This window comes from Pseudomonas sp. S3_C06 (genome assembly GCF_054667675.1).
In genome coordinates, this window is record NZ_CP162747.1 from 506,850 (window position 1) to 521,746 (window position 14,897).

13 protein-coding genes are annotated in these 14,897 nt (G+C 54.3%); 4 read left to right on the plus strand and 9 right to left on the minus strand.

The genetic code is table 11. The features are described 5' to 3' along the window. Positions 1 to 5: 5 nt before the first annotated feature. Together xylF and xylA are read right to left on the minus strand one after the other, a co-directional pair. Positions 6 to 1,007 carry a D-xylose ABC transporter substrate-binding protein gene (xylF, locus tag AB4N44_RS02120; RefSeq protein ID WP_007913194.1) on the minus strand — a complete coding sequence of 334 codons (1,002 nt, stop codon included), beginning with the start codon at positions 1,005 to 1,007 and terminating at the stop codon, positions 6 to 8. 149 nt (positions 1,008 to 1,156) lie between these two features. Continuing rightward, entirely contained in the window at positions 1,157 to 2,473 is a 1,317-nt protein-coding gene (gene xylA / locus AB4N44_RS02125) for a xylose isomerase (RefSeq protein WP_460110473.1), read from the minus strand. A 175-nt stretch (positions 2,474 to 2,648) separates the two neighbouring features. On the opposite strand from xylA, the gene AB4N44_RS02130 reads away from it, so the two are divergent. Further along, the gene (locus tag AB4N44_RS02130; protein ID WP_150774233.1) at positions 2,649 to 3,830 is read left to right on the plus strand and encodes a XylR family transcriptional regulator; all 1,182 of its coding nucleotides are present in this window, start codon (positions 2,649 to 2,651) and stop codon (positions 3,828 to 3,830) included. A gap of 424 nt (positions 3,831 to 4,254) precedes the next feature. Here AB4N44_RS02130 and AB4N44_RS02135 read toward each other — a convergent pair whose 3' ends face one another. The 4 genes from AB4N44_RS02135 to AB4N44_RS02150 all read right to left on the minus strand — a co-directional run bounded on the left by AB4N44_RS02135 (position 4,255) and on the right by AB4N44_RS02150 (position 7,455). Next, positions 4,255 to 4,989, minus strand: coding sequence for an NADPH-dependent F420 reductase (locus AB4N44_RS02135; RefSeq protein WP_137217019.1), 735 nt, complete (start codon positions 4,987 to 4,989; stop codon positions 4,255 to 4,257). Positions 4,990 to 5,117: 128 nt separating this feature from the next. After that, a complete protein-coding gene (locus AB4N44_RS02140; protein ID WP_137217018.1) occupies positions 5,118 to 5,834 on the minus strand; it encodes a nitroreductase in 717 nt (238 codons plus the stop codon). A 32-nt stretch (positions 5,835 to 5,866) separates the two neighbouring features. Then, positions 5,867 to 6,298, minus strand: a complete 432-nt coding sequence (locus tag AB4N44_RS02145) for a MarR family winged helix-turn-helix transcriptional regulator (RefSeq protein ID WP_137217017.1) — start codon at positions 6,296 to 6,298, stop codon at positions 5,867 to 5,869. A 398-nt stretch (positions 6,299 to 6,696) separates the two neighbouring features. Beyond that, positions 6,697 to 7,455, minus strand: coding sequence for an SDR family oxidoreductase (locus AB4N44_RS02150; protein ID WP_137217016.1), 759 nt, complete (start codon positions 7,453 to 7,455; stop codon positions 6,697 to 6,699). A gap of 98 nt (positions 7,456 to 7,553) precedes the next feature. Here AB4N44_RS02150 and AB4N44_RS02155 point away from each other — a divergent pair, with 98 nt between their 5' ends. Continuing rightward, positions 7,554 to 8,144: a TetR/AcrR family transcriptional regulator gene (locus tag AB4N44_RS02155; RefSeq protein WP_161986523.1), complete on the plus strand. Its 591-nt coding sequence runs from the start codon at positions 7,554 to 7,556 to the stop codon at positions 8,142 to 8,144. Between the two features lie 378 nt (positions 8,145 to 8,522). Here the strand turns inward: AB4N44_RS02155 and AB4N44_RS02160 are convergent, their stop codons facing one another. From AB4N44_RS02160 to AB4N44_RS02170, 3 genes are all read right to left on the minus strand, one after another. Continuing rightward, positions 8,523 to 9,395, minus strand: coding sequence for an isocitrate lyase/PEP mutase family protein (locus tag AB4N44_RS02160; RefSeq protein ID WP_460158164.1), 873 nt, complete (start codon positions 9,393 to 9,395; stop codon positions 8,523 to 8,525). Positions 9,396 to 9,515: 120 nt separating this feature from the next. Further along, a complete protein-coding gene (dctA, locus tag AB4N44_RS02165) occupies positions 9,516 to 10,823 on the minus strand; it encodes a C4-dicarboxylate transporter DctA (protein WP_122590618.1) in 1,308 nt (435 codons plus the stop codon). A 102-nt stretch (positions 10,824 to 10,925) separates the two neighbouring features. Then, complete coding sequence (locus AB4N44_RS02170) at positions 10,926 to 12,095, minus strand: mandelate racemase/muconate lactonizing enzyme family protein (RefSeq protein ID WP_053123197.1); 1,170 nt, start codon at positions 12,093 to 12,095, stop codon at positions 10,926 to 10,928. Positions 12,096 to 12,194: 99 nt separating this feature from the next. Here AB4N44_RS02170 and AB4N44_RS02175 point away from each other — a divergent pair, with 99 nt between their 5' ends. Continuing rightward, positions 12,195 to 13,088: a LysR family transcriptional regulator gene (locus AB4N44_RS02175; RefSeq protein ID WP_137217014.1), complete on the plus strand. Its 894-nt coding sequence runs from the start codon at positions 12,195 to 12,197 to the stop codon at positions 13,086 to 13,088. Positions 13,089 to 14,596: 1,508 nt separating this feature from the next. After that, positions 14,597 to 14,833, plus strand: a complete 237-nt coding sequence (locus tag AB4N44_RS02180; RefSeq protein WP_150792786.1) for a hypothetical protein — start codon at positions 14,597 to 14,599, stop codon at positions 14,831 to 14,833. Positions 14,834 to 14,897: the final 64 nt, after the last annotated feature.

The window sequence follows — 14,897 nt, forward strand, 5'->3', positions numbered from 1 at the left end:
TGTGATCACTTCCCGGCAATTTGCGCCTTGGTGTAGAAGCCGTCCTGTTCGAGCAGGTCGATGTTGTCCTTGGTCAGCGGGGTTGGCGTGAGCAGGATGGTGTCGACTTTTTTGCTGCCGTTGTCGTACTGCGAGCTGAAGGCGGGTTTTTCGTTGCGCGCCAGTTGCACCGAGAGCTTGGCGGCTTCGGTAGCGATGAGTTTCAGCGGTTTGTACACGGTCATGGTTTGCGTGCCGGCGATCACTCGCTTGACTGCAGCAAGGTCAGCGTCCTGCCCGGAAATCGGCACCTTGCCGGCCAACTGCTGCGCCGCCAGTGCCTGGATCGCGCCGCCGGCCGTGGCGTCGTTGGAGGCGACGATGCCGTCGATTTTGTTGTCGTTGCGGGTCAGGGCGTTTTCAACAATGCTCAGCGCTTCGGTCGGGTTCCATTCCTTCACCCACTGTTGGCCGACGATCTTGATATCGCCCTTGTCGATGGCCGGTTGCAGCACTTTCATCTGGCCTTCACGCAGGATCTTGGCGTTGTTGTCGGTGGGCGCACCACCGAGCAGGAAGTAGTTGCCTTTGGGCGCGGCATTCAGCACGCCGCTGGCCTGCATCTCACCGACCTTTTCGTTATCGAAGGAAATGTACGCGTCGACATCAGCGTTGAGAATCAGTCGATCGTAGGAGACGACTTTGATCCCGGCTTTCTTCGCTTCGGCCACCGCGTTGGTCAGCACCGTAGCGTTGAACGGCACGATGACGATGACATCGACGCCCCGGGAAATCAGGTTTTCGATCTGGGAAATCTGTTTTTGCTCGTTGGCATCGGCCGACTGTACGAATACCTTGGCGTCCATTTTTTCAGCCGCCGCGACGAAGTAGTCACGGTCACGCGACCAGCGTTCCAGACGCAGATCATCAATGGAAAAACCGATTTTCGGGTGGGCAGCGTCAGCCATCACCGGCAGTGACAGCAGCGCCAGGGCAGTGGCCAACAGCGTGCGTTTTACGTTCTTCATAGTGGGGCGTCCTTTTATTGTTGTTGGAAAGACACGGCCTGACGATGAGTATCGGGCTGGTAAAACTGTAGAGAATCCGCAGACGCCGCAGGCACAGAATTGTCGTGCAATTGTCACAGCGTCGAAGCGCCGGCAGATCCTCGTAGCGATCAGCGATAGAGGTAGCGGTTAACGATGTTCTCGAGCATTTCCTGGCGGCCGCTGACGGCTTGCGGGTTCAACTCGTTGGTGAACGCGTGCTCCGCCAACGACTCAAGATTGAAGTCACCGGCCATCACCGCCTGGCCGAACGGCTGCTGCCAACCGGCGTAACGTTGATCCTTGAGCCGTTGCAGCTCGTCGTTCTGGACCATGGCCGCTGCGCGCTCCAGCGACAGGGCGAGCACGTCCATCGCGCCGACGTGGCCATGGAACAGATCAATCTGATCAAGGCTTTGCCGGCGCACCTTGGAGTCGAAGTTGAAACCGCCATTCTTGAAGCCGCCGGCCTTGAGGATTTCATAGGTGGCCAGGGTCATCTCTTCGACGCTGTTGGGGAATTGGTCGGTGTCCCAGCCGTTTTGCGGATCACCCCGATTGGCATCGATGCTACCGAAAATCCCAAGGGAGACGGCCGTCGCGATCTCGTGATGGAAACTATGCCCAGCCAGGGTCGCGTGGTTAGCCTCGATGTTGACCTTGATTTCGTGCTCCAGCCCGAACTGCTGGAGAAAGCCGAACACGGTGGCGCTGTCGTAATCGTATTGGTGCTTGGTCGGCTCCTGCGGTTTGGGCTCGATCAGCAGGTCGCCGGTAAAACCAATCTTGTGCTTGTGCTCGACCACCATGCGCATAAAGCGTCCGAGTTGTTCGCGTTCACGCTTCAAGTCCGTGTTGAGCAGGGTTTCATAGCCTTCTCGACCACCCCACAACACGTAGTTGGCGCCTTTCAGGCGATGGGTCGCGTTCATGGCGCTGAACACCTGGGCAGCGGCGCAGGCGAACACTTCGGGATCGGGGTTGCTCGCGGCGCCGGCAGCGAAACGCGGGTTGCTGAAGCAGTTGGCGGTCCCCCACAGCAGCTTGATGCCGCTGGCTTCCTGGTGTTGCTCCAGGTGATCAACCATCTGCGCGAAGTGGTTGCGGTATTCCTTGAGAGAGCTGCCCTCCGGGGCGACATCGGTGTCATGGAAGCAGTAATAGTCGATACCCAGTTTGGAGAAAAACTCGAAGGCGGCGGCTGCTTTGCCGATCGCCAATTCCATGGGATCGCCGGCGTGTTGCCAAGGGCGCTTGAACGTCCCAGCACCGAACACATCGGAACCCGGCCAGACGAACGTGTGCCAGTAACAGGCAGCCATGCGCAGGTGTTCGCGCATGGGTTTGCCGAGGATCAGTTTGTCGGCGTCGTAGTGACGAAAGGAGAGGGGAGAATCGCTATCCGGGCCTTCGTAGCGAATCGCATCGACATCGGGGAAATACTGCATGGACCTTGTCCTTGTTGTTCTTGGCGGTGTCTCGATACTAGCAACGGCCCTGTGCTCGCTGATTATGAAAAACATCAACACCGAGTGCGATTTTGCGTATTGAGCTTCTCCGGCCAGGCGCCTAGTCTGTGTCAATCGCCTCTGTGACAAGGGGCCTTGAACAAGCATAAAAACAATGAAAACCGTACCGCCTGTTCACCGCATCGCTTTGTTGTTCAACGGCAGCAAGATCTACGACCGTGGCATCATCAGCGGCATCGGCAACTACCTGAGCAGCACTCGGGCCTCCTGGGACCTGTTTCTCGAAGAGGATTTTCTCTGTCGCTTGAAAGGCATAGAGCGTTGGCAGGGAGATGGGATCATTGCCGATTTTGACGATCCGTTGATTGGCGAGGCGCTGGCCGATATCCAGATGCCGGTGGTAGCAGTAGGGGGCTCGTACGAGGATAAATGCGCCTATCCGAAAGCGATTCCCTACGTCGCCACCGATAACAACGCGCTGATGACACTGGCCTACACGCACTTGATCGAGGCGGGACTGCAACGTTTTGCCTGTTTCAGCCTGCCGGAAGCGCAAGCCAATCGCTGGGCGCAAGAGCGCGAAAAAGCCTTTCGCAAATTGATGAAGCGCGACGGTCTGCACGGCGAAATCTATCGCGGCATGGGCACTAGCGCGCCGCTCTGGGACAGCGCCGTCGAACAGTTGATCGCCTGGCTGCACAGCCTGCCCAAACCCATCGGCATCATCGCCGTCAGCGACGCCCGCGCCCGGCAATTGCTACAAGCCTGCCTGACCGCCGGCATTGCCGTGCCGGAGCAAGTGGCACTGATTGGCATCGACAATGATCCGCTGACCCGCAGCCTGACCCGGGTGCCTCTGAGTTCAGTCATTCAGGGCACGGAAACCATGGGCCGTACCGCCGCGCAATTGCTTCACCAGATGCTGCACGGCATGCCGTCCACCGGCACGCAAATCCTGATCCCGCCGGATGCGGTCAACGTGCAGGTGTCGAGCTTGCACCAGCCGTTGGGCAATCCCTATGTCATGCAAGCGCTTTTGTTTATTCGCCAATATGCTTGCCAGGGCATCAAAACGGCGCAGGTGGCGGCGTATGTCGGTGTGTCGCGTTCGTCACTTGAAGCGCATTTTCGTGCGGAGCGAAGCTGTAGCGTGCATGACGAGATTTTGCGTTTCAAATTGGCAGCGGCCACCAGCGGCTTGAAAAATACTGACTCGGTGATTGCCGACGTGGCGCGCAGTTGTGGGTTTAAGTCTGCGCAGTATTTGCACACGGTGTTTCGACGGGAGTTTGGTTGTACGCCGCGGGAGTATCAGCAAGGGGCAGGGATGCGCTAAGGGAATACCCTACGGACTCGGCGCTATTGTTCGAGCGTGCTTGCCGCGAATCATTGCGTTAGGGGTAGCCAGTGCAGAAGAGGTAGAAATCGAAGCGTTGCAAGAGCGTCTGGATCAGGAGCGTTCAGCCTTTTCAGGCATCTACGTCGGTGATGTGATGTTCGGAAGCTGGGCGCGGAAGTTTTGACGTTTTGAAAAGTGGATATAGCGGACTCGCGTAAGCGAATGTCTGCTATTGGCCGTTTTCTGCCCGTCGCGAGAGGCAGAAAACGACCCATAGCAGGGCAATGTCGCAACCGCTGGCGGCGGCCTGGCATCGCAGTATCTGGCCGCCTGGTTCATTTCCCGCCTAGCGGGTGTAGAGGCTGAGCGCAGTGCGCTTCATTACGTTGCTCTAAATGCAGATTCCACCCAATCCGAAAAGTCAGGCTGTCATTGCCCGATTGGTGGCAATAATTTGCTGGTGAGTAAACTGACTGCCGGGAGTCATGAACTTAGCGAGCAGTGCGTCGCGGTTTTGAGGTGCTCGTGCCTTGTCTGCAGCTTTCAGTGCTAATTTGAGTTCTGGCAAGGTCAGTTCAGTGCAGTAAGCAGGTGTACCTGGTTGCTGGCGCCATGAATCCTCAATGTTGCCTGCGGCCAGAGCGATAAAGCCAGTGTCCTCTACGAGATCCTGTGCAATTGCCTCAGCATTAATATCATCGCCGGCTACAGGTAAGGCAATGCGTTCTGACGACCGCGCTGGTTGACCCTTGTCGGCAAGAGTCGCTGCGAGAACGGCGTTCCAAGCCTTAATCACCGGTCGGCCAATCTGTTCGCTTACCCAGATGCTCTCAGGCTTGCCGTCGTCAACTTCTTTGATCGCCCCGTCGCGCCCCGGATAATAATTGGACGTGTCAATGACGACGGTCTTCTCAGGGACACTGCTCAATGTCTGTTTGAGATCAGGGTATTTTGCGAAGGGGATCGAGAGGATTACAACTTCTACTCCGGACACCGCATCTTCCTTGGTTACCGCGCTCACGCCGATTTCATTGGCAAGGTTCTGAATGCTCTCAGGGTCTTTCGAGTTTGCCAGCTTAACTTCATGGCCGCACGCAGCAAGCTTGCGGGCAAGCGTAGCCCCAATATTACCGGCGCCAATAATTCCGATTTTCACTTCAACCTCCTTACCTACAACCAATACTTGAGTGACCGCTTGGTTGGATATACGAATGAATTAAGCATGTCACGCAGCCACTTCGCTCTGGGGCACGCATGTCGCCTGGCTCAGGTAAATACGACTCTTCAAGAGTGAAAGGTCACGCTGTCAGTAATTGGCACGCGATCCATATGCATGCGGTTGCCTGGAGCACTCTCGTCTGGGTAGCCAAATGACATGCCAAACAGCATTTTCATTTCTTCAGAAATGCCTAACACCTCGCGGATCGTTTCTGCATAGAAACCAAGCGAGGTTTGCGGGATGCCGCCTAACCCACGGGCAGCGAGTGACAGTAGGAAGGTTTGGCCGTACATACCAATGTCGCCAGCAGTTCGAACGCTGTCGCCAAACACCGGCATGAATAAAAAAACTGCCTGGGGAGCATTGAAAAAAGACAAGTTCAGGGCTGCGGCCCGCCGACGCCCCTCCTTGTCTTCGCGCATAACATTCATAGCCTCGTAGTAGGCTTTGCCTTGCGCATTCTTACGATCCCCATACATGCCGTAAAAAGCATCCATATTGAACGAAAAGTCTGGCGTGAATTCGCCTGCAGTATTTTTTGCGTGGAGGATTTGCGAAAGCTCTTTTAGTTTTTGACCGCGAACGATGTGCACGTCCCAAGGTTGGGTATTGCAGTTGGAGGGGGCGCACTGGGCATCCTTCAACACCTCCTGAATGATGTGATCGGGTACGGAGGTGTCCAGAAACCCTCGAAAAGACCGCCGAGTACGTGCCGTCTTTTGAAATTGAAGGGTGTCATCCATCGCTGTATCAGCATCGAATCTAGATATTGAAATAGTCATGATTTCCTCTTTGTGCAAGGCGTGAAAAATACTCAGTCGGTTGCCGGATGACCGAGCGCATCGAGTGTTTGTCGAAGCTCATCGATACCCCGCTCATCAAGCTGGCAAGCTGACTTAATTTTGCTAGTGATTCCCCGAATGTCAGCTTCCAACATGCGGCTATTAGGCGTCAGGTCGATCATCACGCGGCGCTCGTCGGCAGGATCCCGTGTGCGGCTGACGAGTTCGGCAGCCTCAAGCCTTTTCAGCAATGGCGTTATGGTTCCAGCGTCCATCGCAAGCCGGGTTCCGAGTGCTCCCACAGTGAGTGGCGAACCGTTTAGAAGCTCCAGGATGACCAGATACTGAGGGAAGGTTAGGCCCAACGGCTCCAGATAGGGTTTGTGCAATCGCACGACCCGATTTGCCGCCGCGTAGAGTGAAAAAGACAGCTGGGTACCCACCCGTTTCAGGTTTGAGGTCATTTCATAGCTCGCTATTGTATAGTGCACTACATATTTAAGTAGGAGAGTCGCTCTGTCAACCGACGCCTTCGGCGCTCGACGAATGGCTCATCTAGCTAAGTAGCATATGCCTTGCACTTGCTGTGATTTGAGGCGGACGCCTGGTCATGCGGTAGGAAATGGCCAATCCCACTTGCCAGAGGGGTAGGCCAGCGTTTCAGGCTGCATCGGACTGCTCCGCTGGGTAGCCAAATTTACGGGCGTGAGATTGCGCACTGCATCCATCTACGCGCTCCAATTGGATGATCAGCTTTGCCGCCATTTTCCCTTGATGAATAGGAGCAACAAAAAACTGTGCGCCCAGTAGGCAGATGCTAGCTGCTTATTTGGACGCATCAGGTGTGCCCGCAAGGTAAACGTTACTCTGTCGGTGGCTTGTATCCCGCGAGCATTTTCAAGACATCACCATGTGATCCGCTCGCTTCCGCAAATCGTAATGGCTTCGCGCGTTCAACGACAAGTTCAGGCGGGGTCGGAGAAATCTTGAGCAGTTCGAAGATTTCATCCAAAAACTCCTCCAAAGGCATAGCATTTTCGTCGTTTTCCTGTCCAAGCAATGTGGTACGTACCCCTGGCGGCGCAAGCTCGATGACCTCGACGGACGAGGCTTCTAGCTGCACTCGAAGACTTTGAGTGAACGAGTGAACCGCCGCTTTAGTTGCGCTGTAGGTCGGTGTGGCTGGCAGCGGTACGAATGCCAACGCCGAGCTGACATTCACTATCGTTGCACTGATCTGCTTGATCAGCTGGGGAGTGAATGCGTACACCATTCGAATCGTGCCAAGCAAGTTCGTTGTCACGAGATCTTCGGCGGTGCTCAGGCTTTCCGGATCAGTCAGATCCTCCCAGTGCATGATCCCAGCGTTGTTTATGAGAACGTTCAGATTCGGATGGCTGATCGCAAGCGCTTCGCTGGTACGCTGGATGGATTGGGGATTTGAGACGTCAAGCAATACTGATTCAATGCCAGGGTGTTCTGACACGACCTTGTCGAGCAGAGCCTTGCTACGCCCAGCGATGATGACTTTGTTGCCCGCCTTGTGAAATCTCAGCGCCAGACCGAGGCCGATGCCTGAGGTGCCGCCAGTAACCAGAATCGTGTTGCCAGTGCTGTTCATAGTAAACTCCAGAAACGATGCCTAAGCGGACAGCTGTCCACTTTTCGACCGTACCGGACAATTGTCCGCTTAGCAATGCAGTGAAGGAAAACTTTTTCATGACTGATGAGTTGGTGATGCGTTCTGACGCAAAAAAAAACCGGGAACGGATTTTGGCGGTCGCGGTGGTAGAGCTGACAAGCGACCCTGCGATGCCTTTAAGCACGATTGCGAAGAAGGCAGGGGTAGGGCAGGGCACGTTCTATCGCCACTTCCCTACCAGGGAGAAGTTGGTGTTCGAGGTCTATCAATTCGAAATGCAGCAGGTGGCCTCCTTGGCGGAAGAGTTACTCGCGACAAAACCACCTAAGGAAGCCCTCCGAGAGTGGATGGACTGCCTCGCTGAATATGCAATGACAAAGGCAGGACTCGCTACTGCGATCCAACAAGCTGCTTGCGTTTACGAGTTCCCTGGGAAGTCGGGATACGCTCCTGTCCAAGGAGCCGCCGAGTTGCTTTTGAGGGCAAATGAAAAGGCAGGAACGATTCGTAGCGGGATTACAAACGACGACTTTTTTCTAGCCATCGCGGGAATATGGCAAATGGATGCCCAGAGCGAATGGCGCTTACGTCTCGCCAGATTGATGAATTTGGTGATGGATGGTCTGTGCGCTGGCAGCCCTGAGAGCCTGAAAAAGAATAACGCCTAGCATCAAAATCAGGACACGCGTCGGCGAGAACAGGAAACGGAGCGCATCGGCAAATAGTCGATCTTGTTTAGAGCGGCTTAAGCTTGAGTAGGCGACCCAACCTATAGCCGCGATCCATCCTGAGCGGTGGCCATACCGCCAGCGTCCTTGTCGTCACTGCTGCGTCCATCTGCGTCCTAGCCCGTGAGTGTTCACGAGGTCTCTTGGTTGCCGTCCTTCGAGACCCGTAAGCAAATTTTCCAATGCGCGCAGTGCCATCGCATTGCGTGTATCGCTTGTTGCAGAGCCGATTTGAGGCACGGTGACAACGTTCTTCAATTTGAAAAGACCTGAACTCACTTGTCTTTTTCATGACGCTTTATTTCACCTGTTTCAAACTCAATTTGAATCGTGTCCTGACTTCAAATAGGTTTTCGCCCACTCACGGTAATTGTCCGAGAGTGTGTATTTAGAAAGCAGATCGGGAAGCGATAGCTCGCTACCCTTTGTGCCGCTTTGTTCGCGCAGCGCCTCGTACGTCGCTTTGATTGCGGACAAATACGGCGCATGCCCATTGACGACAATCCGCACATTGGCAGCACTCAGTTTCTCAACATCACTAAGAGCCGGATTTCCATAATTGATCAGCATGATCGGCACGCTGAGATGTGCTGTGAGTGCTTCCAAATGTTTGAAGTTTTTTACCCCGACGAGGCAAATCGCGTCGGCCCCGGCTTTTTCATAGGCCGTGGTGCGTGCAATGGAATCTTCCAAAGTGGTAACGGCCACATTCGTTCGGGCGATGATGATGAGCGCATCGTCTGATCGCGCAAATCGCGCAGCGTAAATCTTGCTCGCGGCTTCTTCCCTCTCGATGAGCACATGCGATTGCTCGTCGTACTTGGCCGGTAGGTGGGTGTCCTCCAGCGTTAGGGCGGCGACGCCGGCTTTCTGCAGCTCGGTCACAGTTCGCATTACATTCAGTGCGTTTCCGAATCCATGGTCAGCATCCCCAATGATTGGGATTTGGCTGGCTCGTCCGACTCTGGAAACCTGCTCGACATACTCATCCAGCGTGAGCAGTGCGATGTCCGGTGCCCCGAGCACCTGAAGCGAGGCGACGGAACCACCTTGAATGGCGACCTCAAAGCCAAGGTCGGAAGCCATACGAACCGAGATCGGATCGAATACGGAAGCAGCGAATTTGCAGACGGTACCCTGGAGTAAATCACCAAACGCCTTGCGCAGTTCATGATGTGATCGCTCGATCATTTTTGGCTCCATCAAATTCTTACAAGTAATTTGTAGGTCTCATTCGATTTGAACGAGACCTGGAAGGCACTCCCGGTCATAACCGTTTCTAAGGCGAGATGACCGGCTTCCCTTTGCAGATTATTTCTGCGCCAACAATGCCTTCCTGGCCGCTTTTTCGTGTTTCATGGCGGCGATTTCACGCTCGCAGGCCTCGACATCGAACGAGTTATCCCACTTGGCAATGGCGATGGTGCCGATGCCGTTACCGATCAGGTTGGTCACGGCCCGTGCTTCGTTCAGGAATCGGTCAATGCCCAGTAGCAAGACGAGGCCGACCAGAGGAATGGAGTGGATGGTTGTTAGCGTTGCCGCAAGGGTTATGAACCCGGCACCCGCTACGCCAGCGGAGCCTTTTGAGGTCAGCAGGAAGACGCCCAACAGAATCATCTGATCCATAAACGTCAGTGGCGTATTGGTTGCCTGTGCGATAAAAATCGCCGCCATGGTGAGGTAAATGCAGGTGCCATCTGCATTGAAGGCATATCCAGTGGGTAGCACCATGCCTACCACTGACTTCTTGCAGCCCAGCTTTTCAAGTTTCACCATCATTCGCGGAAGCACGGCTTCGGTTGAGCAAGTGCCAAGCGTGATGAGAATTTCATCTTTGAAATAACGAAGAAATTGCATCAGCGGCATGCCCGACCATCTGGCAACCGTACCCAGCACTACCACGATGAAAATCAAGGTGGTGATGTAGAGCGCGACCAGCAACTGGCCGAGCGACAGCAAGGTACCAATGCCGTACTTGCCTATAGTGAAAGCCATCCCGGCGCCGGCACCAAGGGGAGCAAGGCGCATCACCATTGCCACGATCTTGAAAAGCCCTTGCAGAAACAAGTCGATGGTATTGATCAGCGGCTTGCTGGTTTCGCCCATCTGGACAAGGGCGACGCCCATCAATACCGAAATCAGAATGACCTGAAGCATGACGCCATTCGAGAATGCGCCAATGAAGGTGCTCGGGATGATGTTGAGAAAGAAATCGATAGTGCCACCCTGTTCCGTGGCGGCTTGGCTGTACTTGGCGATAGCGCTGGCATCAAGCGTGGTAGCGTTGATATTCATCCCGGCGCCTGGCTTTGCGATATTGACCACAATAAGGCCGATGACTAGCGCAATGGTGGAAAGGATTTCAAAGTAGAGCAGCGCCTTGACGCCGATCCGTCCGACCTCCTTGATGCTGCCCATCTTTGCGATACCAACCACGACGGTACCGAAAATAATAGGCGCCAACAGCATTTTGATGAGTTTGATAAAGCCATCCGCAAAAGGTTGAAGCTTGGCTCCGAATTGCGGTTCAAAGTGACCAATCGCTGCGCCGATGACGATACCGATCAGCACCTGCACATATAGCTGGCTGTACCAGCGGGATTTGGAAATTTCCACGGAAGCACCTCATTTTATTTTTGTGATGGGCATGTGGTTTGGCGTCAACGGATGACGCCTGAGTCTGCGGTCTCTTTAAAAGAAACCGCAGATCGAGGTTGATCAGCCTTCGCCTAGCTCGCGCATAACTGCGTACAAGGCGGACTTGGCTTCGAAGCCAACACCTGGAATATCTGGCAGGCCGACATATCCATTTTCCACCTTGATTCCGTCGGCGAAGCCGCCGAAAGGCTGGAACACGTCGGGGTAAGATTCGTTGCCGCCCAAGTGCAGACCGGCTGCGATGTTCAGGGACATCTGGTGACCACCGTGCGGCACTACGCGGCGCGAAGACCAGCCCATTTCTTCCATCACTTTCAGAGTGCGCATGTACTCCACGAGTCCATAAGACAGCGCACAGTCGAACTGGAGGAAGTCGCGATCCGGGCGCATGCCGCCGTGACGCAGCAAGTTACGGGCGTCCTGGTGGGAAAACAGGTTCTCCCCGGTCGCCATAGGCAGTTCATAGTGATTGGCAAGCTCAGCCTGAAGTGCGTAATCGAGTGGGTCGCCGATCTCCTCGTACCAGAACAGGTTGTACTTCTTGATGGCTTCCGCGTAAGCAATACCGGTCTGAAGATCGAAACGACCGTTGGCATCGACCGCCAGTCGACGACCGTCGCCAACTACTTCGAGTACCGCTTCGATACGACGGATATCTTCGTCCAGTGGCACCGCACCGATCTTCATTTTGACAACGTCGTAGCCACGATCCAGGTAGCTCTGCATTTCTGCTTTGAGTTTGGTCTGGTCTTTACCTGGGTAGTAGTAGCCACCCGCCGCATAGACCCAGACCTTGTCATCGGCCACGCCGTTACGGTAACGATCAGCCAGCAGACGATAGAGAGGTTTGCCTTCGATCTTGGCGACGGCATCCCATACCGCCATGTCGATAGTGCCAACTGCTACTGAGCGCTCACCGTGACCGCCAGGCTTCTCGTTGGTCATCAGGGCTTTCCAGATGGCAAACGGATCCAGGTTATTGTTTTCATGGTCGACAAGCGTGTCTGGATCAGCTTCGGTGATACGCGCCAGGAAGCGATCACGCATCAGAGCGCCTTGGCCATAACGACCGTTGGAGTTGAAACCGTAGCCGATGACAGGTTTACCATCGCGAATCACATCCGTGATAACAGCGACGACCGAGCAGGTCATTTTGGAAAAATCGATATAGGCGTTGGCAATTGGGGAGGCAATGGAAACAGTTTTTTCACGGATGTCTACGATACGCATAACGGGTTCCTCTTGTTGTTTGTGGCCCCACGTTATGCTTTGCGATGTGACCCGCCCAATGCTATTAATGCCGCGCCCTATGCACAGGAGGCATTGCCCTTGGAACTCGTTTGGCTTGAGGATTTTTCAGCGCTTGCGGAATACGGCAGCTTTGTACGGGCGGCTGAAGCGCGCCACGTAACTCAGCCCGCATTCAGTCGCAGAGTCCGGTCTCTGGAGAACTGGATGGGCGTCGAATTGTTCGTGCGCACCCCCCAAGGAGCGACCCTGACCGAGGCTGGAAGACAGATTTTGCCTAGCGCTCAAGAGGCAGCCAGACGTTTGTACCGGATGCGATCTGAGGCTCAGGAAGTGGCGGGGATGGCCGCAAAAACACTGCAATTCGCAGCTACTCACTCCTTGTCATTCACCTTCTTCCCAAGATGGCTGAGAAGTGCAGAAAATGGCGCACCGATAGATGCGGTACGCCTGCATTCAGACAGCATGGCTGTTTGCGAACAGATGCTAATTCACGGCCAGGTTCAGTTTCTGCTTTGCCACCGCCACCCAGATGTGCCGCCTTTGCTAGCCCCTGATCAGTTCACTGGAAAGAAGATTGGCGAGGATGTACTCGTGCCACTGGCGAGTCCCTCTGCCAATTTTGGTTCCTCCCCTGAAACACTGCCTTACTTGGCCTATACGCACGAATCGGGTCTTGGCCGAATCGTCGCTCACCGACTCCACGGCAAAGAAGATTATCTTCATCTGAAACCTCTTTTCAGCAGCCATCTTGCTGCCGTCCTGATGTCTATGGCACTGGAGAGCAAAGGGGTTGCCTGGTTACCAAAAAGCCTGACTGAACAGGAAATGATTGATGGCCGTCTCGTTCGGGCGCTCGACGAAAGTTGGGATATTCCTCTGGAAATTCACCTCACGCGTCCGACTGCCCCCATTAGTCCGTCAGCAGAGGAATTCTGGGCCCGAGTGGGCAACGATAAACCGCGTTCTATATGACATGTTGCGTTGCTCAATAGAAATACGCGCGGCGAGGCAAAGACAGGTGCGGCAGCGAAGAACTTTCTGTGCACGCGATCTCCGGCCCAGGCAGCAGCCTGCGCGGTGTCCAGGATGAAATTGGGCCGCACACCTAGAGGTGGCTCGAGTTGTCTGGCGCGGCGAGGAGGGCGGTAGCATCGAGTTTCTGTTCGGAAGATTCGCTGTCTTCATGCAAATGCACGTGGCAGGTAAAAGGCGCTTGCCGCTGGTATCGGATAAACGCGGCGAGTTCGCTGGATCGAAAGCTGTAGTGCAGCTGAAATCGGCCCCTTGATGATGGAGTTCATGGGCCATCGCCAGCATTGGCGTAATGTCAATTCCGCCGCCAAACAACAGGTGGCGTTTGGCTGAGTCCGCGCACAGCGAATATTGTTGAGTGAGGCCGCAGGCAATGTGGATGTCGATGTGAGCAACGGCGTTGAACGGTGGTAACGGGCTACCGGTGCCAATTTGGCGCAGGTCATGGCGCATCAGCGGGGCAGCCGTGTGTATGAACCATCCCCGCCCAGTCCTTCTTTCTAGATTAATCCAATGCCCTACGGATCTGAGGGACAGAGGCTGGCAAGGATTCAAAGAATACCTGGAAAGCCCTGCATCGAGGTTGCGTGCCAATTTTCCGATCATGAACTCCTCATCGGATAAGGGCGCCGCCCAAAATGAGAAACTTCTGCAATTGGTGAAGAGGGTTCAGCGCTGGTATCAAGCTCATACCAGCGATCACCGGAGTAAGAGGCTTTCACGCAACTCACTGCGTTTTCTTCTAGGGATTTGGCTGCACCAAGCTGACACACCAAAACTGAGTCCTGGCATAGCGCGGACTTGTTTTCAGAGCCCGCTTAGACAGAGCCGCCCAAATGCTGGAAGACTGACCGCACCTGAAGCATCCATTGATACCGCGACACCTCGTGAGCTAGCGGTTGCTTATTGGCTAATGGGGGTTGCGTATGAGTTGATAACCCGTGAAGAGGCGGTGTTTATCCGCGAAACTATACGCACAGCCTTCTCACCTTTCCCTACGACTAAAATGCAGATTGCTGCGTCAACCACCGCCAATTACTTGGATGAAGGTTTGAGTCGCTTAATTCATGAAGCGAAAAGCGCTTTGACCTTAGACGAGTTTCGCGAAGTGTCCTGGGTACTTATCCGATTGATACAGTCTGAAAGTTGACGGAGCGTCGTGGTCATGCTTGAAATAAATCCTCAAAGTTATTGTCCTGAATAAAACATACCATCCTTTCAATTCTTCTGCTCTTGATAATACATACCGCTGCGGTTTGACTTGTGAAGCTCTGCCTTGGCAAAAACCTTGGTATTAAGTTGCTTGGTGTTAAGTTGTTTGCTGCTACTCTAGTTCCTTGAAAAGTTACTACTATGTAGCGCTCAGAATAAACCACTCTGCCTTGAGTCGAACCAAACCCGATCCCGGTTCGACTGCTGATTCGATGGATGCAGCAAGCGGAAGGGGCATGGATGATGATCACGCGATCGCGGAAGGAAAAAACCTTAGGCACCCTGCACGGCTAGCGCCTAGCGACGCCCATTACGTCTGCGGTTGGAATATTCCATATATTGACGATTTGGTGGGTCAAATAAGAATTTCTTGCAGGCAGGAAAAATCCAAAAACTGTTTTGGCATTTTGTCGAAAAATGCCGGTTTAGGCGCTTTTGAGCGGAGCGACGAGATCTCACGTAATTTAATCTGATCTGATTTAATGTGTAATTGACATGAGGATTCCGCGTATTTCTGATTGGGCTTTTTTCTGACCA

Excerpts from the sequence above, each read along its gene's own strand:
- AB4N44_RS02155 (WP_161986523.1), top strand. The coding sequence starts at position 7,554 with ATGACTGATGAGTTGGTGATGCGTTCTGACGCAAAAAAAAACCGGGAA.
- AB4N44_RS02145 (WP_137217017.1), bottom strand. The coding sequence starts at position 6,298 with ATGACCTCAAACCTGAAACGGGTGGGTACCCAGCTGTCTTTTTCACTC.
- AB4N44_RS02180 (WP_150792786.1), top strand. The coding sequence starts at position 14,597 with ATGGATGATGATCACGCGATCGCGGAAGGAAAAAACCTTAGGCACCCT.
- AB4N44_RS02160 (WP_460158164.1), bottom strand. The coding sequence starts at position 9,395 with ATGATCGAGCGATCACATCATGAACTGCGCAAGGCGTTTGGTGATTTA.
- xylA (WP_460110473.1), bottom strand. The coding sequence starts at position 2,473 with ATGCAGTATTTCCCCGATGTCGATGCGATTCGCTACGAAGGCCCGGAT.
- AB4N44_RS02150 (WP_137217016.1), bottom strand. The coding sequence starts at position 7,455 with ATGAACAGCACTGGCAACACGATTCTGGTTACTGGCGGCACCTCAGGC.
- AB4N44_RS02130 (WP_150774233.1), top strand. The coding sequence starts at position 2,649 with ATGAAAACCGTACCGCCTGTTCACCGCATCGCTTTGTTGTTCAACGGC.
- AB4N44_RS02140 (WP_137217018.1), bottom strand. The coding sequence starts at position 5,834 with ATGACTATTTCAATATCTAGATTCGATGCTGATACAGCGATGGATGAC.
- AB4N44_RS02170 (WP_053123197.1), bottom strand. The coding sequence starts at position 12,095 with ATGCGTATCGTAGACATCCGTGAAAAAACTGTTTCCATTGCCTCCCCA.
- xylF (WP_007913194.1), bottom strand. The coding sequence starts at position 1,007 with ATGAAGAACGTAAAACGCACGCTGTTGGCCACTGCCCTGGCGCTGCTG.